Source organism: Ruegeria sp. HKCCD6647-2 (assembly GCF_057221075.1).
Map to the genome: position 1 here is coordinate 17,060 of NZ_JBWVBD010000001.1, position 18,157 is coordinate 35,216.

Consider the following 18,157-nt stretch of genomic DNA (forward strand, 5'->3'; position numbering starts at 1 on the left):
CGCGATGATGGAAACGCAGAGCACAGAAAGCCCCGTGCGCACCGCGCATCTGCCGCAAGTGACCGAACCCAGAAATCCGGGAATGGACCTGGATCTGGATTGGGTGCGGGCCGTACAGGCCAACACCTCGGCCATTGAACGCCGTGCGGCCACCTTGCCCGGTCGGCGGTCGGTGAAAAAAGACTACCAGGCCGCTTGGCTGCTCAAGGCGATCACGTTGATCGATCTGACGACCCTGTCCGGTGATGACACGGTCGGTCGCGTGCGCCGCCTGTGCGCCAAGGCGCGTCAGCCGGTGTCGCCCGCGTTGTTGCAGGCGATGGACATGCCGGCGATCACGACAGGAGCGGTTTGCGTCTATCACGACATGATCGATACTGCAGTCGATGCGCTGAAGGGTACCGGCATTCCGGTCGCCGCCGTCTCGACCGGTTTTCCGGCGGGTTTGTCCCCCTTCCACCTGCGTGTGGCCGAGATCGAGGAAAGCGTGAAAGCAGGCGCCGAAGAGATCGACATCGTCATCTCGCGCCGCCACGTTCTGTCAGGCAACTGGCAGGCTTTGTATGATGAGATGAAAGCTTTCCGCGTCGCCTGCGGCGATGCGCATGTCAAAGCCATTCTGGCAACCGGTGAATTGGGTAGTCTGAGAAACGTCGCCCGCGCCTCGTTGGTCTGCATGATGGCCGGGGCGGATTTCATCAAGACATCGACCGGTAAGGAGAGCGTCAACGCCACCCTGCCGGTATCGCTGGTAATGATCCGGGCGATCCGTGACTACTATGACCGCACCGGGTACCGCGTTGGGTATAAACCTGCGGGCGGGATTTCCAAGGCGAAGGACGCGCTGGTTTACCTGTCGCTGATCAAGGACGAGTTGGGCGACCGATGGCTGGAGCCGGATCTGTTCCGCTTTGGTGCGTCTTCGCTGCTGGGCGACATCGAGCGGCAGTTGGAACACTATGTGACCGGGGCATACTCGGCTGGGTACAGACATTCGATGGGCTGAGCCCGAAGTTATGTCTGGACAGTGAGTATTTGGGAAAAGATGAAGTCATGACAGTCAAAGAAATCTTCGAAACCATGGATTACGGCCCTGCCCCCGAAAGTGCCGCCGAGGCCTTGGCCTGGCTGGTCGATCAGGGCGACAAATTCGGTCACTATATAGACGGGGTATTCACGAAACCCGGTAAAGGATTTGATAGCCGCAACCCGGCAACTGGTGAGGTTCTGGCCAAGCTGACGCAGGCGAAACAGGCCGATGTGGATGCCGCTGTTGCCGCCGCCCGCAAGGCGCAGCCGAAGTGGGAGAAACTGGGCGGCTCGGTCCGAGCGCGGTACCTTTATGCGATTGCGCGCCTTTTGCAGAAGCATTCGCGTCTGTTTGCCGTGCTGGAAAGCCTGGATAATGGTAAACCCATCCGTGAATCGCGCGACATCGACATTCCGCTGGCGCAGCGGCATTTCTATTACCACGCGGGCATGGCGCAGCTGATGGAGAGCGAATTGCCCGACGCAGAAGCGCTGGGAGTTTGCGGGCAGATCATCCCCTGGAACTTCCCGCTGTTGATGCTGGCATGGAAAATTGCCCCGGCGCTGGCGATGGGCAACACTGTGGTTCTCAAACCGGCCGAATATACCTCGCTGACGGCGCTGCTGTTTGCAGATATCTGCTCGCAGGCCGGGCTGCCGAAGGGTGTCGTGAACATTGTCACCGGAGATGGCGCGGTGGGTGAGATGATCGTGGCCTCGGACGTGGACAAGATTGCCTTTACCGGCTCTACCGTTGTAGGTCGTCGTATCCGTGAGGCGACCGCCGGCTCGGGCAAGGAACTGACGCTGGAGCTGGGCGGCAAGTCCGCGTACATCGTGTTCGACGATGCCGACATCGACAGTGCCATCGAAGGTCTGGTTGATGCGATCTGGTTCAATCAGGGCCAGGTTTGCTGCGCCGGGTCTCGTTTGCTTGTGCAGGAAGGCGTCGCGGATCGCTTCCATGAGAAACTGCGCGCACGGATGGACAATTTGCGCGTTGGAAATCCGCTGGACAAGTGCATCGACGTGGGCGCTGTTGTGGATCCGGTTCAGTTGCAGACCATCAAGGGATTGGTCGAAAGCAACACGGTTGGCCACGTGCATCAGGCAGCTTGCGAGTTGCCCGCGAATGGCTGCTACTATCCGCCGACGCTGATCTCGGGCCTCGAAACTTCGGACCCGCTCATGCAGGAAGAAATCTTTGGCCCGGTTCTGGTTTCGTCCACCTTCCGCACTCCGGAAGAAGCGATCGAGTTGGCCAACAACACTCGTTACGGGCTGGCTGCGACTGTGTGGACCGAGAATGTGAACCTCGCGCTGGATATCGCGCCCAAGCTGGTTGCGGGCGTGGTCTGGGTGAATGCCACAAACCTGTTCGACGCCGCTGCCGGGTTCGGCGGTGTGCGCGAAAGCGGCTTTGGCCGTGAAGGCGGCTGGGAAGGCCTGGCGGCCTACACCAAGCCCAAGGGCAAGGCCAAACCACTGGCGAAGGTCGAAGCAATCATGGGCGAAGGTGCGCCGGTCGATCCGATTGACCGCACAGCCAAGATGTATGTTGGCGGCAAGCAGGCGCGGCCCGACGGCGGCTACTCGAAACCGATCTGGGGCAAGTCCGGCCTGCTGGGCCATGTCGGCCTTGCCAACCGCAAGGATGTCCGCAACGCAGTCGAAGCTGCGGCGGGGGCCAAAGGCTGGTCCAGTACCACCGGCCATCTGCGGGCACAGATCCTGTACTACATCGGCGAAAACCTCTCGGCCCGCGCCGATGAGTTCGCCGCGCGTATCGACGCCATGACCGGCAAGAAAGACGGCGCGAATGAGGTCGAGGCCTCGATCCAGCGCCTGTTCACCGCTGCCGCCTGGGCCGACAAATATGACGGTCAGGTGCATGGTGTTCCGATCCGGGGCGTCGCCATTGCGATGAAGGAACCGGTGGGCGTGATCGGTACGCTATGCGCGGACGAAGCGCCGCTACTGGGTCTGGTTTCAGCGATGGCTCCGGCGATTGCGATGGGCAACCGGACGGTTCTGGTAACCTCGGAGCCTTATCCGTTGGCGGCAACCGACTTCTACCAGATCCTCGAAACCTCGGACGTTCCTGCTGGCGTGGTGAATATCCTGACCGGCAGCCATTCAGAGCTGGCCAAACCGCTGGCCTCGCACCTGAACGTGGATGCTGTGTGGTCGTTCTCGTCCTCTGACCTGTCTAAAGAGATCGAGGCCGTCTCGGCAGGCAACCTGAAACGAACCTGGGTAAATAACGCGACGGCATTTGATTGGAACATGGACCATTCCCGCCGGTTCCTTCAGGCTTCGACCGAAGTGAAAAACATCTGGGTGCCCTACGGAGAATAGGGCTCTCGCATCATGGGAGGCCTAAATGGACTTTTCAGGGAAGACCGTCATCGTCATAGGCGGAACCAGCGGGATCAACCGCGGCATTGCCGAGGCTTTTGCGGCCTCGGGGGCCAAACTGGCGGTCGCAAGCCGGTCGCAGGAAAAGGTTGATGATACCGTTGCCGCGCTAAAAGCGTCGGGTGCGGCGGACGCCATCGGGGCGGCGTTTGACGTGCGCGACCCGGAGGCCGTGGCCGAGGGCCTGAAGCAGTTCCACGACGCTTTTGGCGATTTCGACGTTCTGGTGTCAGGTGCGGCCGGCAACTTCCCTGCACTTGCCGCCGAAATGTCGGTCAACGCCTTCAAGACAGTGATCGATATCGACCTGATGGGCACGATCCATGTGATGAAAGGGGCCTACCCATATCTCAAACGCCCCGGCGCCAGCATCATCAACATCTCGGCACCGCAATCCTATCTGCCCTATGAAGGTCAGGCCCATGTGTGCGCAGCCAAGGCCGGCGTGGACCAGATCACGCGTACATTGTCGATGGAGTGGGGAGTAGAGGGTATCCGCGTGAACTCGGTCGTGCCGGGCTTCATAGAAGGCACCGAAGGCGCCAGGCGTCTGGCCCCCACTCCGGATGCCGGAGCGCAATTGCGCCGCGACGTGCCGCTGGGCCGGTGGGGGCAACCGCAGGACGTGGCAAATGCCTGCCTGTTCCTGAGCTCCGACCTTGCCAGCTATATCAGCGGAACGGTTCTGGCGGTCGACGGCGCGCTCTATCAGCGCGGTTCGGGCAAATTCGGGCAGATGATGGGGCAGATGCTGCGTGCGCAGGTCAAAACCTAGCCGTCAAAAGCCAGCTCACCCAGCACCCCTGTTCAGAACCTCTGCTTCAGATCGTACCGCCCATGGCCTGACGCAACATCCAGACCATACGTGTACACCTTAGGCGCACCAATGTTGTGATCGCACGCAGCACCTCACCCGGTGAGGTCACCTTCTTGCTGATCAGAACCTTTGGGGTATGCACAATAGCGCTTGCCGGCATCGCCAGACCACGAAGCGCCCAGCGCAATCGTGCAATTCCGCCGTTTCCGTGCAGCATGAAGGCTTCTTGTGTCGTTCGCCTCCATTTTGCCTTGAGTGCCGGCCAATCCTGGCGGGATGGATGGCTTACCCGGAATCGGTCTTCATAGATCAAGCTGTAGCCTTGCTCGACTGCGCGCATGGTCCATTCCCGGTCTTCGGAAACGCCATTGATGAAACCGCCGATCGCGTCAAACACATCGCGGCGGGTCAAAAGATTGCCTGCGCCCGAAAAGCCCTGAACCTCGATGTATCTGCGGAAATTGAAGGCGAAAACCGCCTCGAAAGCCTCGGCACCGGTGCGCGGAGGCGGCGTTTCGTCGAAGACATCGACACGCCCGCCGATCAGGTCGGCGCGGGCCGCAATCTTTCGTCCCACTTCCAGCCAATCCGAGTCTGGCACGCAATCCGCGTCGATGAAGAACAAACGCTGTGCCGTCGTCTCGGCAATGCCCCTGTTTCGGGCATGCGCGGCCCCCTTTTGGGTCTCGACAATGAAACGCACCATGGGAAAGGCGCGGCGCATGTCGTCCAGCGAAACCGGGGACGCGTTGTCGACCACAACGATCTCAGTATCAGAGATGTCATTGGCCAAGAGCGCCCGCAGGCAGCGCTCCAGTCTTGGGATGTCGTTATAATGCGGAATTATGACCGCGTCGGCCGGAGCGTTTTCAGTAGTAACCTTGTTCATTGCCAAAGGACCCACTGATATAGCGGCATTTGTTCAACACGATGCCCATGACCTGCGTCAGTTCCGCCAACTGCCGCTCGGCCACATCAATGTGGTCGATGCTGGTTTCCTCGGCCGCGGCCAGCAGAAGGGCGCAATCGACATTCTTCAGGAATCCGTGGCTATCATCGCTGACCATCAGCGGAGGCGTATCGAACAGAATGATATCCGGTTTGAACTCGTTCTCGATCTGCTCCAGGACTTCGATTGTCTGGCGGCTTTGCAGTATTTCCGCTGAATTGTGCGTCGGCGTATAATTCAGCCCGAAAATCACGTTGTCGCCATATCGCCGGGCGTGCTCGCGAAACGGTACCTTTCCCTGCAACACGTCCGCCATGCTTCGGTTTCCGGTTTGCTTGAGGATGTCGCCCAACCCTCGGCGGCGCATATCAAGATCGATGACAATGGTACGCAGATCGACCTGTCGACCCAGACTGAAAGCCAGATTTGCAGCCGCCGTGCTTTTGCCGCACCCACTGTAGGGAGAGGTCAATGCCACGCGGCGCCAGCCGTTGGACAAGGTTTGCTGCAACATTTTCGTACGCAGCATGTCATAGGGTGTCGCACTTGGACCGCCCTGAAACGAGATCAGACGATTTCGCGCAACAAGAGACTGGTCAATCTTCATCTCTGGCAAAGAATGCCACAGATCCTCTTCCATCTCAGGTTCAATGGGACCGTGCGCTTCGGACAGAACAAGCGGTTCAACTTGGCGGTTTTCACGTGCCTTGCGGGCCTTCTGAATGGCCTCTTGAAGACGTTCCATTACGCCCTCCCCAATTTCGCAGGAGTTACAATCACCAATAAACCTCCAACTTGTCGATCACCCGCTCGGCGATAAGATCCAGGGGCAAATAATAGGTATGGATGGCCCAGACCCCGGCTGGCACACCGATAAGAATGGCCAGAACAACCAAGGACCACGCCACCCGAACCCGGATCAACTCGCCCCGGGAACGCACGTAAGGGATCGCGGCAATCGGCCAGACCTCGAGTTTGTTGATCAGGTCCTCTGGACGGCGCACTGATCTGTTCAGGATTTCCAGCAGTACGATCAACCCGACACCCAGCGCAATTCCGAAGAACACACCACCGCCCGCAATAGCCATGCGATTGGGTTTTGTCGGAGAGCTGGGCACCGCAGGGTATTCGATCACCGAAATACGCTGACCTTGGGACGTGACCTCGATCCGTTCGCCCGTGGACGCGGATGCCAGCCGGCCCACGGCGTTGTTGTACTGGGCCTGAATGTTGTCGTGATCCCGCTGCAATTCAGCCAGCGCGATTGCGTTGGCGGGCGTCTGGTCTATCGTCAATGTCAGTTTGTTCAGGCGATCCTGAAGCAATGCCCTTTGGTCCGCAGTGGCTTCGATCTGGCTGTCAATCTGGGCCAGTTGAAGATCAAGGGTGGCATTTCCTGTGGTGGAGGTCGCACTCGGCACTGTATTCGAGTTGACGTTGGCCGCCTGTTCCGCCGCCACCGTTTCTTCAAGCCGAGCAATCCTTGCGCGTAACAATCTGATCGACGGATTGTTCTCGGAATAGATGGCCCGTTGTGCGTCCAGCTGGTTGCGCAATTGTTCCAACTGGATTTGAGATTGCGTCATATTCAGTTGCGCAACCCCCAGAATCTGACCAGTCGATCTGTAAGTCTCAATAAGCTTTTCGCGTTGACCCTTTAGCCCAAATATCTGCTGGTCCATCTGTTCGATGTTTGTCTGCATAGAACCTTGCTGGGCCAGACGGAACTGTAGACTGTCTGGCAAAGCTCCTGAATTCTCTCTCTTGAACTCGAGAATTCGCGCGCTGCGCTGATCAAGCTCTTTACCCAGGCGGTCAACTTCCTGTTCAAAAAAGCTCAGAGTATCCGACGCCCGATTCTTGCGGTAGGACACGTCAAGTTTTTGAACTTCGGTAAGATAGTCGTTCAACACACCAGCCGCGATCGGCCCGGACCTTGCATCGAAAGTGATCGTCATCAGGCTGGCCTGGTTTTGCCCGGCGCTGATTCTCACTCTTGTGTTTGCCCTCATCACGTCGACAATCTGGTCAGGGCTGGCCTCGTCCAGATTAGGCAAAACCGAATGTTTGCGCGCAATATCCAGAAGAACCGGCCGCGTCAGCAGACGCTGCTCGATGATCTGAAGCTGCTCGCCTGCCGTCGTATTCACCGTGCTTGCCGCCAGGTTCCCGGGAATCTGCGGAGACTCAACAATCAAACGCATCTGCGACACGTATGTCGGTGGCAGGTTCAACGCGATGATAATCGAAGCCGCCGACACAATGGTGGCCACGATCAGGAAATACGGAAGCCGTCTTAAAAAAATTGAAAGATAGTAACGAACCAGGCCCATTTCAGTCTGTCAGCTCCTTCTCAAGCGAATTTCCTCCAAAGAACACACCGTCCTGGATCACTTGGTTGACGATTTCTTCGTCCACTTTTTCCGATTCATTCGTCCAGGCATAAAGCAGGGCGAAATCGCAAAACTGGTTCACAAGACGCGGGACACCACGGGTCTGCTGAAAAATCAACTTGCAGGCGTCTTCCGTGAACTCTTCACCTGTGCCGGCGGCAATCTTCATTCTGTGTTTAATATAACGCTCGACCGAAGCTTCATCCATCCGCTCCAGATGAAAACTTGCGGCGACCCTTTGCGTCAGCTGACGCATCTTGGGATCCAGAACCATGTCCCGCAACTCGGGTTGTCCCACCAGAACAAGCTGCAACAACTCGTCCGTGTTGGCGTTGATGTTGGTGAGCATTCGAATTTCTTCCAAACCTTCGACGGTCAGGTTCTGCGCTTCGTCAAAGATCAAGATTACCCGCCGCCCCTCGGCGTATTCCGAGACGAGGAAATCCTGCAACTCGCGGAACAGTTGTACATAGGTTGCATCTTTGTCGATTGGCAGCCCCAACGCATGCAGGACCCATTGCAGCAGTTCGCCGCGGCCGCCCTGGGCATTCGAGACCAACCCAACCGTGATTGATTGTTCCATCTCACTCAGGAGATGCTGAACCAGCGTCGTTTTCCCCGCGCCCACCTCTCCGGTGAGAACAGTAATCGGAGCGCAGCTCAACACCCCGAACTGCAAGACCGAATAGCCCCGTTTGTGAAGAGGTGACCAGTACAGAAATCCGGGATCTGGCAGCAAGGTGAACGGCCGCCGGTCAAGTCCGAAGAAATCTAGATAAAACCCGTCACTCGAAGCCATGGCTCCACGGTCGCCTTCCGCCTTGTCAAAACTAATCCTGGCACTTCGGAGGTTACTCATACTTGCGCCCTGAACCACTAGAAAACCATTACACAATACAGAGACGTTACACGACCCAGTTGAACTAGGCTACGTCTGTGCCACAAAATCAAGATAGTGTAAGCCATAGAACTTTACAGGCGGCGTATTGACCTTTGGGCGGCCTCAATCTCGGACTAATCGGGCGATTGTTTCGCAATGCGCGTTTAGTGTTCTGGTCGGGAAAATGGCTGCGCGCCTCTGCAGTGATGTAATTTTCAGCACCTTCATATTTCCCAAAAAACCTGATTCCAGGAACCTATCTATTCTAAAATCGATTACTGTTTCCAAATAGGCAACAAAATACGCAGAAAATGCATTTAAATCAAAAGGAACCGCTATCTCGTTGTATCCCGGACTCCACGCAAATGCAGCGTTCGGGCGCCCGGCAGAACATGAATTTTGTTTTGCAAGAAGGTAAGAATTTGTTAAAACTTGATCTCAGGTCGCCCGCCATAACGTGTGAATATCGGCGGAGGTCAAAAGAGACATAAAAGTATAACAGTTTTGAGCAAGATTTGAGGTTGAGCGTAGTTGGTTCCTGAGTTGGGTAGGTGATTCTTGGGTTGTTGTGTGTGCCGGGGGTTTAAATAGTGACAATTCATTCGAAAGAGGTAGCCGACGCTCGTGCGGTCTATCCGAAGATTTCTGTTCCACGGACCTCGGTACATAAATCGGGGTACTACAGACGAAATGGAAAACGCATTCTCGACGTCGCTTTCGTTGTGTTGAGCGCGCCGTTCGTGGTGCCCGTTATTCTTGTCCTGGCGGTCTTTCTGGCGTGCCAGGGCGTATCACCGTTCTACCGCCAGGAAAGAGTTGGCCGGAACGGTCAGATCTTCAAACTGCTCAAGTTGCGCACGATGGTGCATGACGCCGAAACCGTGTTGAAAAAACACCTTGCCGCGAATCCTGAGGCGCAGGACGAGTGGAGCCGTAATCAGAAACTGCGCGATGACCCGCGGATCATCAAATTCGGGTCGTTCCTGCGCAAAAGCTCTTTGGATGAGCTGCCGCAATTCTGGAATGTGCTGGTGGGTGAGATGTCAATGGTCGGCCCACGCCCGATGATGGTAAACCAGCAGGACCTGTATCCCGGCAGTCGCTATTACTCGATGCTGCCCGGTATCACAGGTCTGTGGCAGGTTTCCAAGCGCAACAATTCCTCGTTCGCCGAGCGTGCCCACCACGACACTGAATACTGGGAAACGATGTCATTTGCGTCGGATTCCAGCATTCTGATGCGGACGGTTTCCGTCGTTCTGCGCGGTACTGGCTGTTGACGCCATAGTTTGCTGCCGGGTCTAATCGGATCACGCAGCAAAACACGTCGCAGGATAGATTAAGAATGACAAAACTAAACAAATCTGGGTTCCCGACCGGCAAAGGTCTGGCGGTTGTCGTTCTCGCCCTGTCATTGTTTCTGAGCGCCTGCGACTCTGCCGAAGAACGGGCCGAGGCACATTATCAAGCTGGCCTTGCTCATCTGGAAGAGGGCGACGTCGATCGTGCTCTGATCGAATTCAGGAATGTTTTCAAACTGAACGGTGAGCACAAGGAGGCCCGTCTAACTTATGCGCGGCTTGAACGCGAACGCGGAAACATTCCCATCGCGTACAGCCAGTACCTGCTTGTGATCGAGCAATATCCCGACAATCTGGAAGGTCATCGCGCCTTGGCGGAAATGGCCCTGCAATTGGGCAATTGGGAAGATCTGCGACGGTACGCCAAATCCGCCGAAGAACTCGCCCCGGATGACGTTGAAATCTACTCGATCAACAACACGCTGGCCTACACGGATGGTATTCGTAACGGAAACGCTGCTGCGGTGGATCTTGCGGTAAACAACGCCCGCACCTTGCTGGACGAGCACCCTGAACTGATCTCTGCACGTCAGATTGTCGTGGACCACCTGGTACGTGCCCAGGAGTGGGATACCTTGCTCGACCAGATCGACGCAGCTCTGACCTTTGCGCCGAAAGAAGCCAACCTGTACGCAATTCGGCTTCGGGCTTTGCAGGAGTTGGTAAAACCTGCGGAAATCGAAGCTCAGCTCAAGAAGATGTTGGTTCTGTTCCCCGAGGACACTGGTGTCGTTCAGATGCTCTTTGAACACCACGTGGACCAAGGCAACCTCGACGCCGCTGAGCAAATCCTGCGGAACCAATTGGAACCTGAGTCCGACAACACACTGCCTGTTCAAAGACTGGTTGCTTTTTTGGTTGAGCACCGCGGTGCTGACGCAGCGATTGCCGAATTGGGCGCTATCATCGCTGAAGGTGGAAGCAACACACCCCGGTTCAAAACCATGCGTGCCGCGCTAAAGTTTCAATCGGGTGACAGAGAACAGGCGCTTGCCGAGATGCAAGAGCTGCTGGAAGGCGCTGAACGCACGACCCAGACCCGCGAGAGCGAGGTGGAATACGCGCGCATGCTGTTTGCATCAGGTCAAATCGAGGCCGGGCGCGCGTTGATCGAAAAGGTGCTGGAAGAAGACGTTTCCCAGGCGGATGCAGTCAAATTCAAGGCGGCGTGGTTGATCGAAGAAGACAAGATAGGCGACGCAATCCTGCTGTTGCGCGAAGCCTTGAGCGCCGCCCCTCGCGACTTTCAGCTGATGTCTCTCATGGCGCAGGCGCATGAACGCAATGGTGACCGGGAATTGATGGGCGAGATGCTGGCGCTTGCTGTCGAAGTCTCGAACAGCGCGCCCGAAGAAGCGCTGCGCTATTCAAATTTCCTGATCCAGGGTGGCGACAACAAAATCGCCGAGGGCATTCTGATTGAAGCATTGAGCCAAAACCCGGACAACCCCGGCCTGCTGGTTCAACTGGGACAGGTCTATCTGATTATGCAGGATTGGAATCGGTTGGCGGCGGTTCTGAACACCATCGAGGACTTGGACAATGTCGACGCGATGCGTCAGTCCAGTGAACTCAGGGCGCAGATGCTGGCGGCTCAGAGGCGGATGGACGAATTGACCGAACTGCTGAACGAACTGGCCAACGACCCCGAATTCGGTTTGCCCGCGGATATCGCCCTGATCCGACTGATGCTGACTCAGGACGATGTTGCCGGCGCTACGGCGCATCTTGATGAGTTGCTTAAAAAAGACCCCGATTCCCTGATCCTTCGTTTCGTGAAAGCACGTGCGTTGGTCACCGAAGAGAAGTTCGACGAAGCAGAGCAACTTTACCGCGGGATTCTGCGGGATCGTCCCAACACGGACCGGGCATGGCTTGCGCTCTATCTGCTGCAATCCGAACTCGACAGGCCGGAACAAGCCACTGTGACTTTGAAGGAAGCTTTGCAGGTTGTTCCGGACAACCCGGACTTGCTGATGCTTCAGGCTGCGGAACACGAACGCGCCGGTGAGTTGGATGACGCGATTGCTGTCTACGAAAAGCTGTATCCACTCAGCAACCGTTCTTTGGTTGTCGCCAACAACCTCGCCAGCCTGCTGACGACCCATCGCACGGACGAAGAAAGCCTGCAGGAAGCGCAGCGTCTGGCGCGCCGGTTGCGTGGAACACGGGTTCCGGCATTTCAGGAAACATATGGCTGGGTGGCCTATCGGCTCGGCAATTTTGAAGAGGCTCTGACCTATCTGGAACCCGCTGCTGAAGCCATGCCAGATCACCCGCTGGTCTTGTATCACCTGGGCAAAGCTTACGAGGCCGTTGGTCGGAAAGAAGACGCGCTGAAAGCCTTCGAAGCCGCGCAAAATACCATGATCACCCTGAAAGTAACGCTGGGATTAAATGACGAGATACAAAGACTAAGCGACGAAATTGCTGCTGGGCAGTAATAGACACCGCTGCAATTCTGCCGCATCATGCCTTCGGCGAATTCAACGGGGATTGTTTAGAAAAATAGAACAAGGCATAAGGGGAAAAAAGATGAGAGATTTTAGTATGCGGAATGCAATTGGATCGCTGATCGCGTTTGTCGTGACCTTGGTTGTAGCAAGCCACGCCTGGGCGCAGTCATATCAGATCCAACCGGGTGATGCATTGCGAGTAGAGGTTCTGGAAGATCCAACGCTCAACAGAACAGTTCTGGTTCTGCCGGACGGATCAATAAACTTTCCATTGGCTGGAACACTTCGTGCCGCGGGTCAATCGACCGGCGGGCTCGGGTCATCTCTGTCTTCTGCGCTGGCGCCCAATTTCAATACGCCACCGACAGTTTTTATCTCGATCGCGTCGCTTGCTCCGCCGCCACTTCAGGGCGGGCTTGCTGCATCCGGACCGACGATTGAGGTCTTTATCATGGGTGAAGTGAGTATTCCGGGCAAACATCTGGCAACTCAAGGCACAACCATTCTTCAGGTTTTGGCTCAGGCCGGTGGCCTGACCAACTTCGCGGCCCCAAAACGCATCGAATTGCGCAGGGCTGACAGTAAAACAGGCGTGATGAACAAATATACATACAATTACAATGGATCGGGCAGCGGCATCAAAGGCAATACTGTGCTTAAACCCGGAGACGTCGTTGTGGTTCCATCGCGCCGCTTGTTCGAATAGGGGCTGATACAGGTGGGGAAATCCAAATTCAGGCTTACCTCTGCAATTGGGGGTGGGGTCGCTGCTTTTACTCTAATAACACCGGCGATCGGGCAGCAAACGTCAACACAGCAACAGGCAGCGTCCACCCAGCAAACCCTGGCGACAACGCAGCAAACGACTGTGCAGCAGACCACGGTTCAGTCGGCGCAAGTTCAGCAGGTACCCAGCCTGCAGCTTATTACACAGCAAGCGCAGCGAAACCCCGCCCGCCGTGTCGGCCAGCCAGCAATTGGTCAGCAGACAGGCACCGGGACCGGTCTTACCGTCACGCTGGATTACTTTTCGTCGCTCAGGCACGACGATAATCTCCGTCTGACCGATCCGTCTCTCGGGGCCACCACCTGGTGGGAAAACACCCTGGCGCTGAGTGTTATTAAACAAACGGCCGATTCCACTCTGAACTTTGATCTGTCGGGGCTTTACCGGATCGCAAATGAACCGGTTATCGGCACGGAATACGACTTTTCGGATCCGCTGGCGCGCCTGGCCTATCAGCGCACGCGCGCCAACAGCCAACTTGGACTGCTGCTGGAATATCGCGAAAGAGATCTGGCCTTTAACCGCTCGCTGACCGACACGAACCTTGATGGCGTCATCGACTCGTCTGACGTCCTCGGTACAGTTGGCGATCAGGTCAACACGCGCGCTGGTCTGGATTGGGAGGTTGGCCTGAACGATCCCGTGGGTTTCCGCTTCAACTACGCCCACCGCGAGCGGACATATTCGGGTACAATCGATCCGTCCCTGTTCGACAACAGTTTCGACGACTACATCGCGACAACGTTGTTTCGGTTCTCTCCTACCCTGCAGGGTAACCTTCGCATCAGCTACCAGGATTTTAAGGCCGAGGACAGCGTGCGGACCGATCGGCGAACAACGGTGGCGTCGGCCGGTGCTTCCTATGATGTCTCCGCCGTCACCACGGTCAGCGCGAACCTTGGCTACAGTCGGGTGGACGACACCGAACGCACGACCAGCAATAACAACGTAACTGAAGATTTCGTTTGGAATTTCGCCTGGACCAAAACGCTGCCGGATGGGACTGCCGATATCCTGTTCGACCAGACATTTGGTGTGAATGGGTCCCGGATCAACGCGACATTCGGCCGGAGCTACCAGCGGGCCAGTTCTACGCTTGCTTTCAATGCAGGATTTACCAGAGGCCCCTTCGACGAGGTTACCCCAATCGGGCAGATCGATTATCGACACCGGCTGGCCAGTTCTCAGATCGGGGCAACGGTCCAAAGACGGGTCGGCACCAGCACGCAGAGCGTGGAAACCCGTCAGACCCTTGTTTTTCTGACATATGATTATTTCATCAACCCGGTATCTGCCCTGAATTTTGGCGTCAGCTACATCGACCAGGAAGATGAAGGAACAGCCTCGACCAACCCTCGCCAGCGCGGCACATTCAGCGCCGGGTATACCCGCGCGATCACCCGGGACTGGGCTATGAACGTTGGGTATCAGTATGAATATGATGATCAGAACGGTTTCAGAGCTGATTCCAACATGGTTTTTGTGACACTTGGGCGCCGGTTCACACTAAGGCCCTGACTTTCAAAGGCTTACTATTAGATCTGCAATAATGTTGTCGAAATACACCTATTGTTTCGACGGCGGTTCAAAACTGCGCGAACCGTGACCGAACAATTTAAATGCAGGTGTTATTTTAGTATGATTGTCGGCAATGCACCGTCTCGACTCGAATGATAGTCAGGGCTCTACGCTTGACGTAGCCCGGAATGCCCTGCCCAGTATAAACGCGGCGGGGCTGTTCTGGTTTTGCCTGCTTCTGATCGGGTCAGTACCGATTTTCTGGATCGGAATTGTCTCATTGGGCGCGGCGTGGACTACGCCCGAGTACAGCCACGGACCACTGATCCCTGTCATCTCGTTGTATCTATTCCTGCGCGAGCTGCGCAACTATCCCACGCCCAGCCCTACAGTGAATGACCGCTGGCCGGGTATTGCCGTCATCTTGGTGGCGCTTTTGGTTGCCGTTCTGGGCAACCTGGCTCGCATTCCGGACATCGTCACCTATGCGATGATCATTTGGGTCGGCGGTGTCATGCTGGTCGTGTTCGGTTGGGAGCGTGGCAAATACCATCAGTTGCCAGTGATCCATCTGGTTTTCATGCTGCCGCTGCCTCAGTTCATCTATTGGAAGCTGACGATCTTTCTTCAATGGGTGTCTTCGGAACTTGGCGTCTGGTTTGTGCAAATGGCCGGCGTCTCGGTTTTTATCGAAGGCAATGTTATCGATCTGGGCGTCTATAAGCTGCAGGTGGCCGAGGCCTGTTCCGGGTTGCGCTACCTGTTCCCGATTCTGAGCTTCTCTTACCTCTTCGCCCTGCTTTATCGAGGGCCGGTCTGGCACAAGGCGGTTTTGATGCTTTCCGCGGCGCCTTTGACCGTGCTGATGAATTCAATCCGCATCGGGGTGATTGGCGTTCTGGTCAATCACAACGGGATCGAACAGGCCGAAGGGTTCATGCATTTCTTCGAAGGTTGGATCATCTTCCTGCTGTGCGTGGCTATACTGTTTCTCATGGCAATCGGGCTTCAACGCCTGACGCCCAACCCGCAACCATTTACCGAAACGATTGATCTGGATACCGAAGGGTTCGGCCCCATTGCACTGCGCATCCTGAGCATCAAAGCCTCGGCGGCGATGGCAGTTGCGGCCCTTTTGACACTTGCGGTTTCAACCGCCTGGGCGTTGCGTCCCGCATCGGAAATCCAACCGATCGAACGGGATCCTTTTGTGTTGTACCCCAGGCAGCTTGGGCCCTGGTCGGGTGCGACCACCAGTCTTGATCCGGAAGTCGAGCAAGTTCTTGGTGCCAGCGATTATCTCAATACCAGCTACATAGATACCGAGTCGGGCGATTACGTGAACATGTTCGTCGCGTTCTACGACAAGCAAACAGATGGCGATGGCATTCACTCACCAGAGGTCTGTCTCCCCGTTGGCGGCTGGGAAATCTTCAGCCTTGAACCGTTCGAGGTTAATCCCGGCAACACCCCGTATGGCAGTTTCACGGTCAACCGCGCCGTGATCCAGAAGGAATTGTCAAAGCAGCTTGTCTATTACTGGTTTGAACAACGCGGCAAGCGCATGGTCAACGACTTCCGTGCCAAGCTGAGTGTAATTCAGGACGGGTTCACGATGGGGCGCACGGATGGAGCGCTGGTTCGCTTTGTCACACCGATCCGGGCCGGAGAAACCGAAGCAGACGCGGATGCGCGGTTGCAACGCTTTATGGAGCCAAGTCTTAACCGCTTGCCACAATTCGTACCATTTTAACAAGTATCCCGGCCAAATCGCATGACCGAAACCCTCATGTTCACACCAAAGGAAAGCACCATATTCAACCTGATCCCAAAACACGTGTCATCCACTCACCGCTACTCAGAGACACGTGATGCGCCGAGGCAACTCTGCCCATCAAACGTAAGGCCATAGGGCCTTCGAGCAGCAAAATAACGCGATGACCAATATTCTGTCATATGGAAACAGTGTGTCAAAAGCCGAACCAGATATCATGACTCGTGGTGGCCAATTGCGCCTGGTTCTGTTGCTCGTGCTGATTGCCAGCCTTGTTCCTCTCTTCGTTACACCCGTCCTTCCGTTGACGGATTTTTACGCTCACATTGCGCGATATTATATTCTGGCCAATCTCACCGACTCGGCCGCGTTCCAACAAAGTTACGAAGCCGCCTGGCAATTGCTGCCCAATCTGGGCCTCGACATCATTGGTGTCGGCATCATGAAGCTGCTCTCCCCGTTACTCGGCGCCAAATTGATTGCGGGTCTGATCATTTCCGCACTCGTTGCTGGTGTGCTTTACCTCGCACATGTTCTGCATGGCAGAGTTTCAACACTGAATGTCCTGCTGGCCGGGTTGGTCGCATATAACCACATTCTGATTTGGGGGTTTTCGAATTTCCTGCTTGGGCTGGGCTTTCTGTTGGGTGCGACGGGGTATTGGATTGCGACGCAGGACCGGCCCACTCGGCAACTGTTGGTCACGGCCGGCCTTGGTCTGATCCTGTTTTTTATCCATGGCCTGGCTTTCGCGCTGTGGGGTCTGCTGCTGTGCATGGTTGAGCTCGCGATTGCGCGTCAGGCAGGTCATGTAAACCTGCCGAATCTTGCGCGTCGGGCGGGACGGTTGCTGCTGATTGCCGTGGCTCCGGTTCTTTTGTTTCTCCAGACAAAAACGGTCGGTGGCGGCGCAACCACGACTTTTACGAATTTCGTGGCTCATGCAGAACAGGGAACGCTTGCAGCCCGTTTGAGCACGGAAATCTCGCTACGGATCGACGGCATTCTGCGCGTGGCTGAATCGACCGCGCGCATGGCCGATTATGGTCTTGGACTGGTAATCTGGAGCATGTTGATTATCGGTCTGCTGGTCGGTGTTTGGCAAATCGACAAACGCATGAAACTTGCTGTGGCGCTCTGTGCTGTTCTGGTTGTTATCACTCCCCCAAACTTATTCGGCGTCGGGCATCTGAGCGAACGCATCCCTCTATTGTTGCTGGCACTTCTCGCCGCAAGCCTGTCCCAGAACCCTCAGGCACCCACAAAGCATCGGCATATTGCACTTCTGGCGGTGGGGGCCGTCTTTCTGACACGCAACTTGATACTAAGCATTTCTTGGTATCAGGATGGCTTGGTCTATTCATCTTATCTGGACGCCCTCAACCAGCACGACACGCGCAGCTTGGGCGCGGGCATTTATCTTGAAGGCACTGAAGACCCCGGTGCTGTTGCTTCCAGTTGCATGCCGTTGCCGTTTCTGATGGCTTTCAACGAAACCGCCATTCCCACATTCGCCAACCCCACACAGCAACCTATTCGCATTGTTGGCACTTTGCGCAATGTGCAGGCGGCCACCCAGCAGATCAGTTCCGAGGCGAACCACACAGTTGTTTCCGCTTTGTCTGTTCTGGAGGACGTAAGAACAGATACAGTTGTAATATGTTCGATGGACTCATTTCGAGCAGAAGTTCAGGGCTTCCACATCCTGGCAGCAACCGCTCCGTGGACTCTGTACCAAAGAACCGCCGCGCAATAGCCCTATTCTGAGTTCATGA

The 18,157-nt window shown here is 56.1% G+C and carries 13 protein-coding genes; 9 read left to right on the forward strand and 4 right to left on the reverse strand.

Annotated features, from left to right (window positions below):
* Positions 1-7: 7 nt before the first annotated feature.
* Genes deoC through AC2TDJ_RS00105 form a run of 3 tightly spaced genes read left to right on the forward strand, consistent with a single transcriptional unit; the run spans position 8 to position 4,222 of the window.
* Positions 8-1,006, forward strand: a complete 999-nt coding sequence (deoC, locus tag AC2TDJ_RS00095; RefSeq protein ID WP_480838008.1) for a deoxyribose-phosphate aldolase — start codon at positions 8-10, stop codon at positions 1,004-1,006.
* Between the two features lie 47 nt (positions 1,007-1,053).
* Positions 1,054-3,387 carry an aldehyde dehydrogenase family protein gene (locus tag AC2TDJ_RS00100; RefSeq protein WP_480838010.1) on the forward strand — a complete coding sequence of 778 codons (2,334 nt, stop codon included), beginning with the start codon at positions 1,054-1,056 and terminating at the stop codon, positions 3,385-3,387.
* 25 nt (positions 3,388-3,412) lie between these two features.
* Entirely contained in the window at positions 3,413-4,222 is an 810-nt protein-coding gene (locus tag AC2TDJ_RS00105) for an SDR family oxidoreductase (protein ID WP_480838012.1), read from the forward strand.
* A gap of 46 nt (positions 4,223-4,268) precedes the next feature.
* Here AC2TDJ_RS00105 and AC2TDJ_RS00110 read toward each other — a convergent pair whose 3' ends face one another.
* The 4 genes from AC2TDJ_RS00110 to AC2TDJ_RS00125 are packed head-to-tail and all read right to left on the reverse strand — an operon-like array spanning position 4,269 to position 8,465.
* Positions 4,269-5,153, reverse strand: coding sequence for a glycosyltransferase family 2 protein (locus AC2TDJ_RS00110; RefSeq protein WP_480838014.1), 885 nt, complete (start codon positions 5,151-5,153; stop codon positions 4,269-4,271).
* Entirely contained in the window at positions 5,134-5,958 is an 825-nt protein-coding gene (locus AC2TDJ_RS00115; protein WP_480838016.1) for a CpsD/CapB family tyrosine-protein kinase, read from the reverse strand. Before AC2TDJ_RS00115 ends, AC2TDJ_RS00110 begins: the two co-directional genes overlap by 20 nt.
* 31 nt (positions 5,959-5,989) lie before the next feature.
* The gene (locus AC2TDJ_RS00120; RefSeq protein WP_480838018.1) at positions 5,990-7,546 is read right to left on the reverse strand and encodes a GumC family protein; all 1,557 of its coding nucleotides are present in this window, start codon (positions 7,544-7,546) and stop codon (positions 5,990-5,992) included.
* A 1-nt stretch (position 7,547) separates the two neighbouring features.
* A complete protein-coding gene (locus AC2TDJ_RS00125) occupies positions 7,548-8,465 on the reverse strand; it encodes an ExeA family protein (RefSeq protein WP_480838020.1) in 918 nt (305 codons plus the stop codon).
* A gap of 611 nt (positions 8,466-9,076) precedes the next feature.
* On the opposite strand from AC2TDJ_RS00125, the gene AC2TDJ_RS00130 reads away from it, so the two are divergent.
* The 6 genes from AC2TDJ_RS00130 (at position 9,077) to AC2TDJ_RS00155 (ending at position 18,138) form a co-directional block, all read left to right on the forward strand.
* Positions 9,077-9,766, forward strand: coding sequence for a sugar transferase (locus AC2TDJ_RS00130; protein ID WP_480838022.1), 690 nt, complete (start codon positions 9,077-9,079; stop codon positions 9,764-9,766).
* 65 nt (positions 9,767-9,831) lie between these two features.
* The gene (locus tag AC2TDJ_RS00135; RefSeq protein ID WP_480838024.1) at positions 9,832-12,291 is read left to right on the forward strand and encodes a tetratricopeptide repeat protein; all 2,460 of its coding nucleotides are present in this window, start codon (positions 9,832-9,834) and stop codon (positions 12,289-12,291) included.
* 91 nt (positions 12,292-12,382) lie between these two features.
* The gene (locus AC2TDJ_RS00140; RefSeq protein WP_480838026.1) at positions 12,383-13,009 is read left to right on the forward strand and encodes a polysaccharide biosynthesis/export family protein; all 627 of its coding nucleotides are present in this window, start codon (positions 12,383-12,385) and stop codon (positions 13,007-13,009) included.
* A 162-nt stretch (positions 13,010-13,171) separates the two neighbouring features.
* On the forward strand, positions 13,172-14,608 hold the full coding sequence (locus AC2TDJ_RS00145; RefSeq protein ID WP_480838028.1) for a porin family protein: 1,437 nt from the start codon (positions 13,172-13,174) through the stop codon (positions 14,606-14,608).
* Positions 14,609-14,741: 133 nt separating this feature from the next.
* Entirely contained in the window at positions 14,742-16,361 is a 1,620-nt protein-coding gene (gene xrtD, locus AC2TDJ_RS00150) for a VPLPA-CTERM-specific exosortase XrtD (RefSeq protein ID WP_480838030.1), read from the forward strand.
* 238 nt (positions 16,362-16,599) lie between these two features.
* The gene (locus tag AC2TDJ_RS00155) at positions 16,600-18,138 is read left to right on the forward strand and encodes a hypothetical protein (RefSeq protein WP_480838032.1); all 1,539 of its coding nucleotides are present in this window, start codon (positions 16,600-16,602) and stop codon (positions 18,136-18,138) included.
* Positions 18,139-18,157 lie beyond the last annotated feature (19 nt).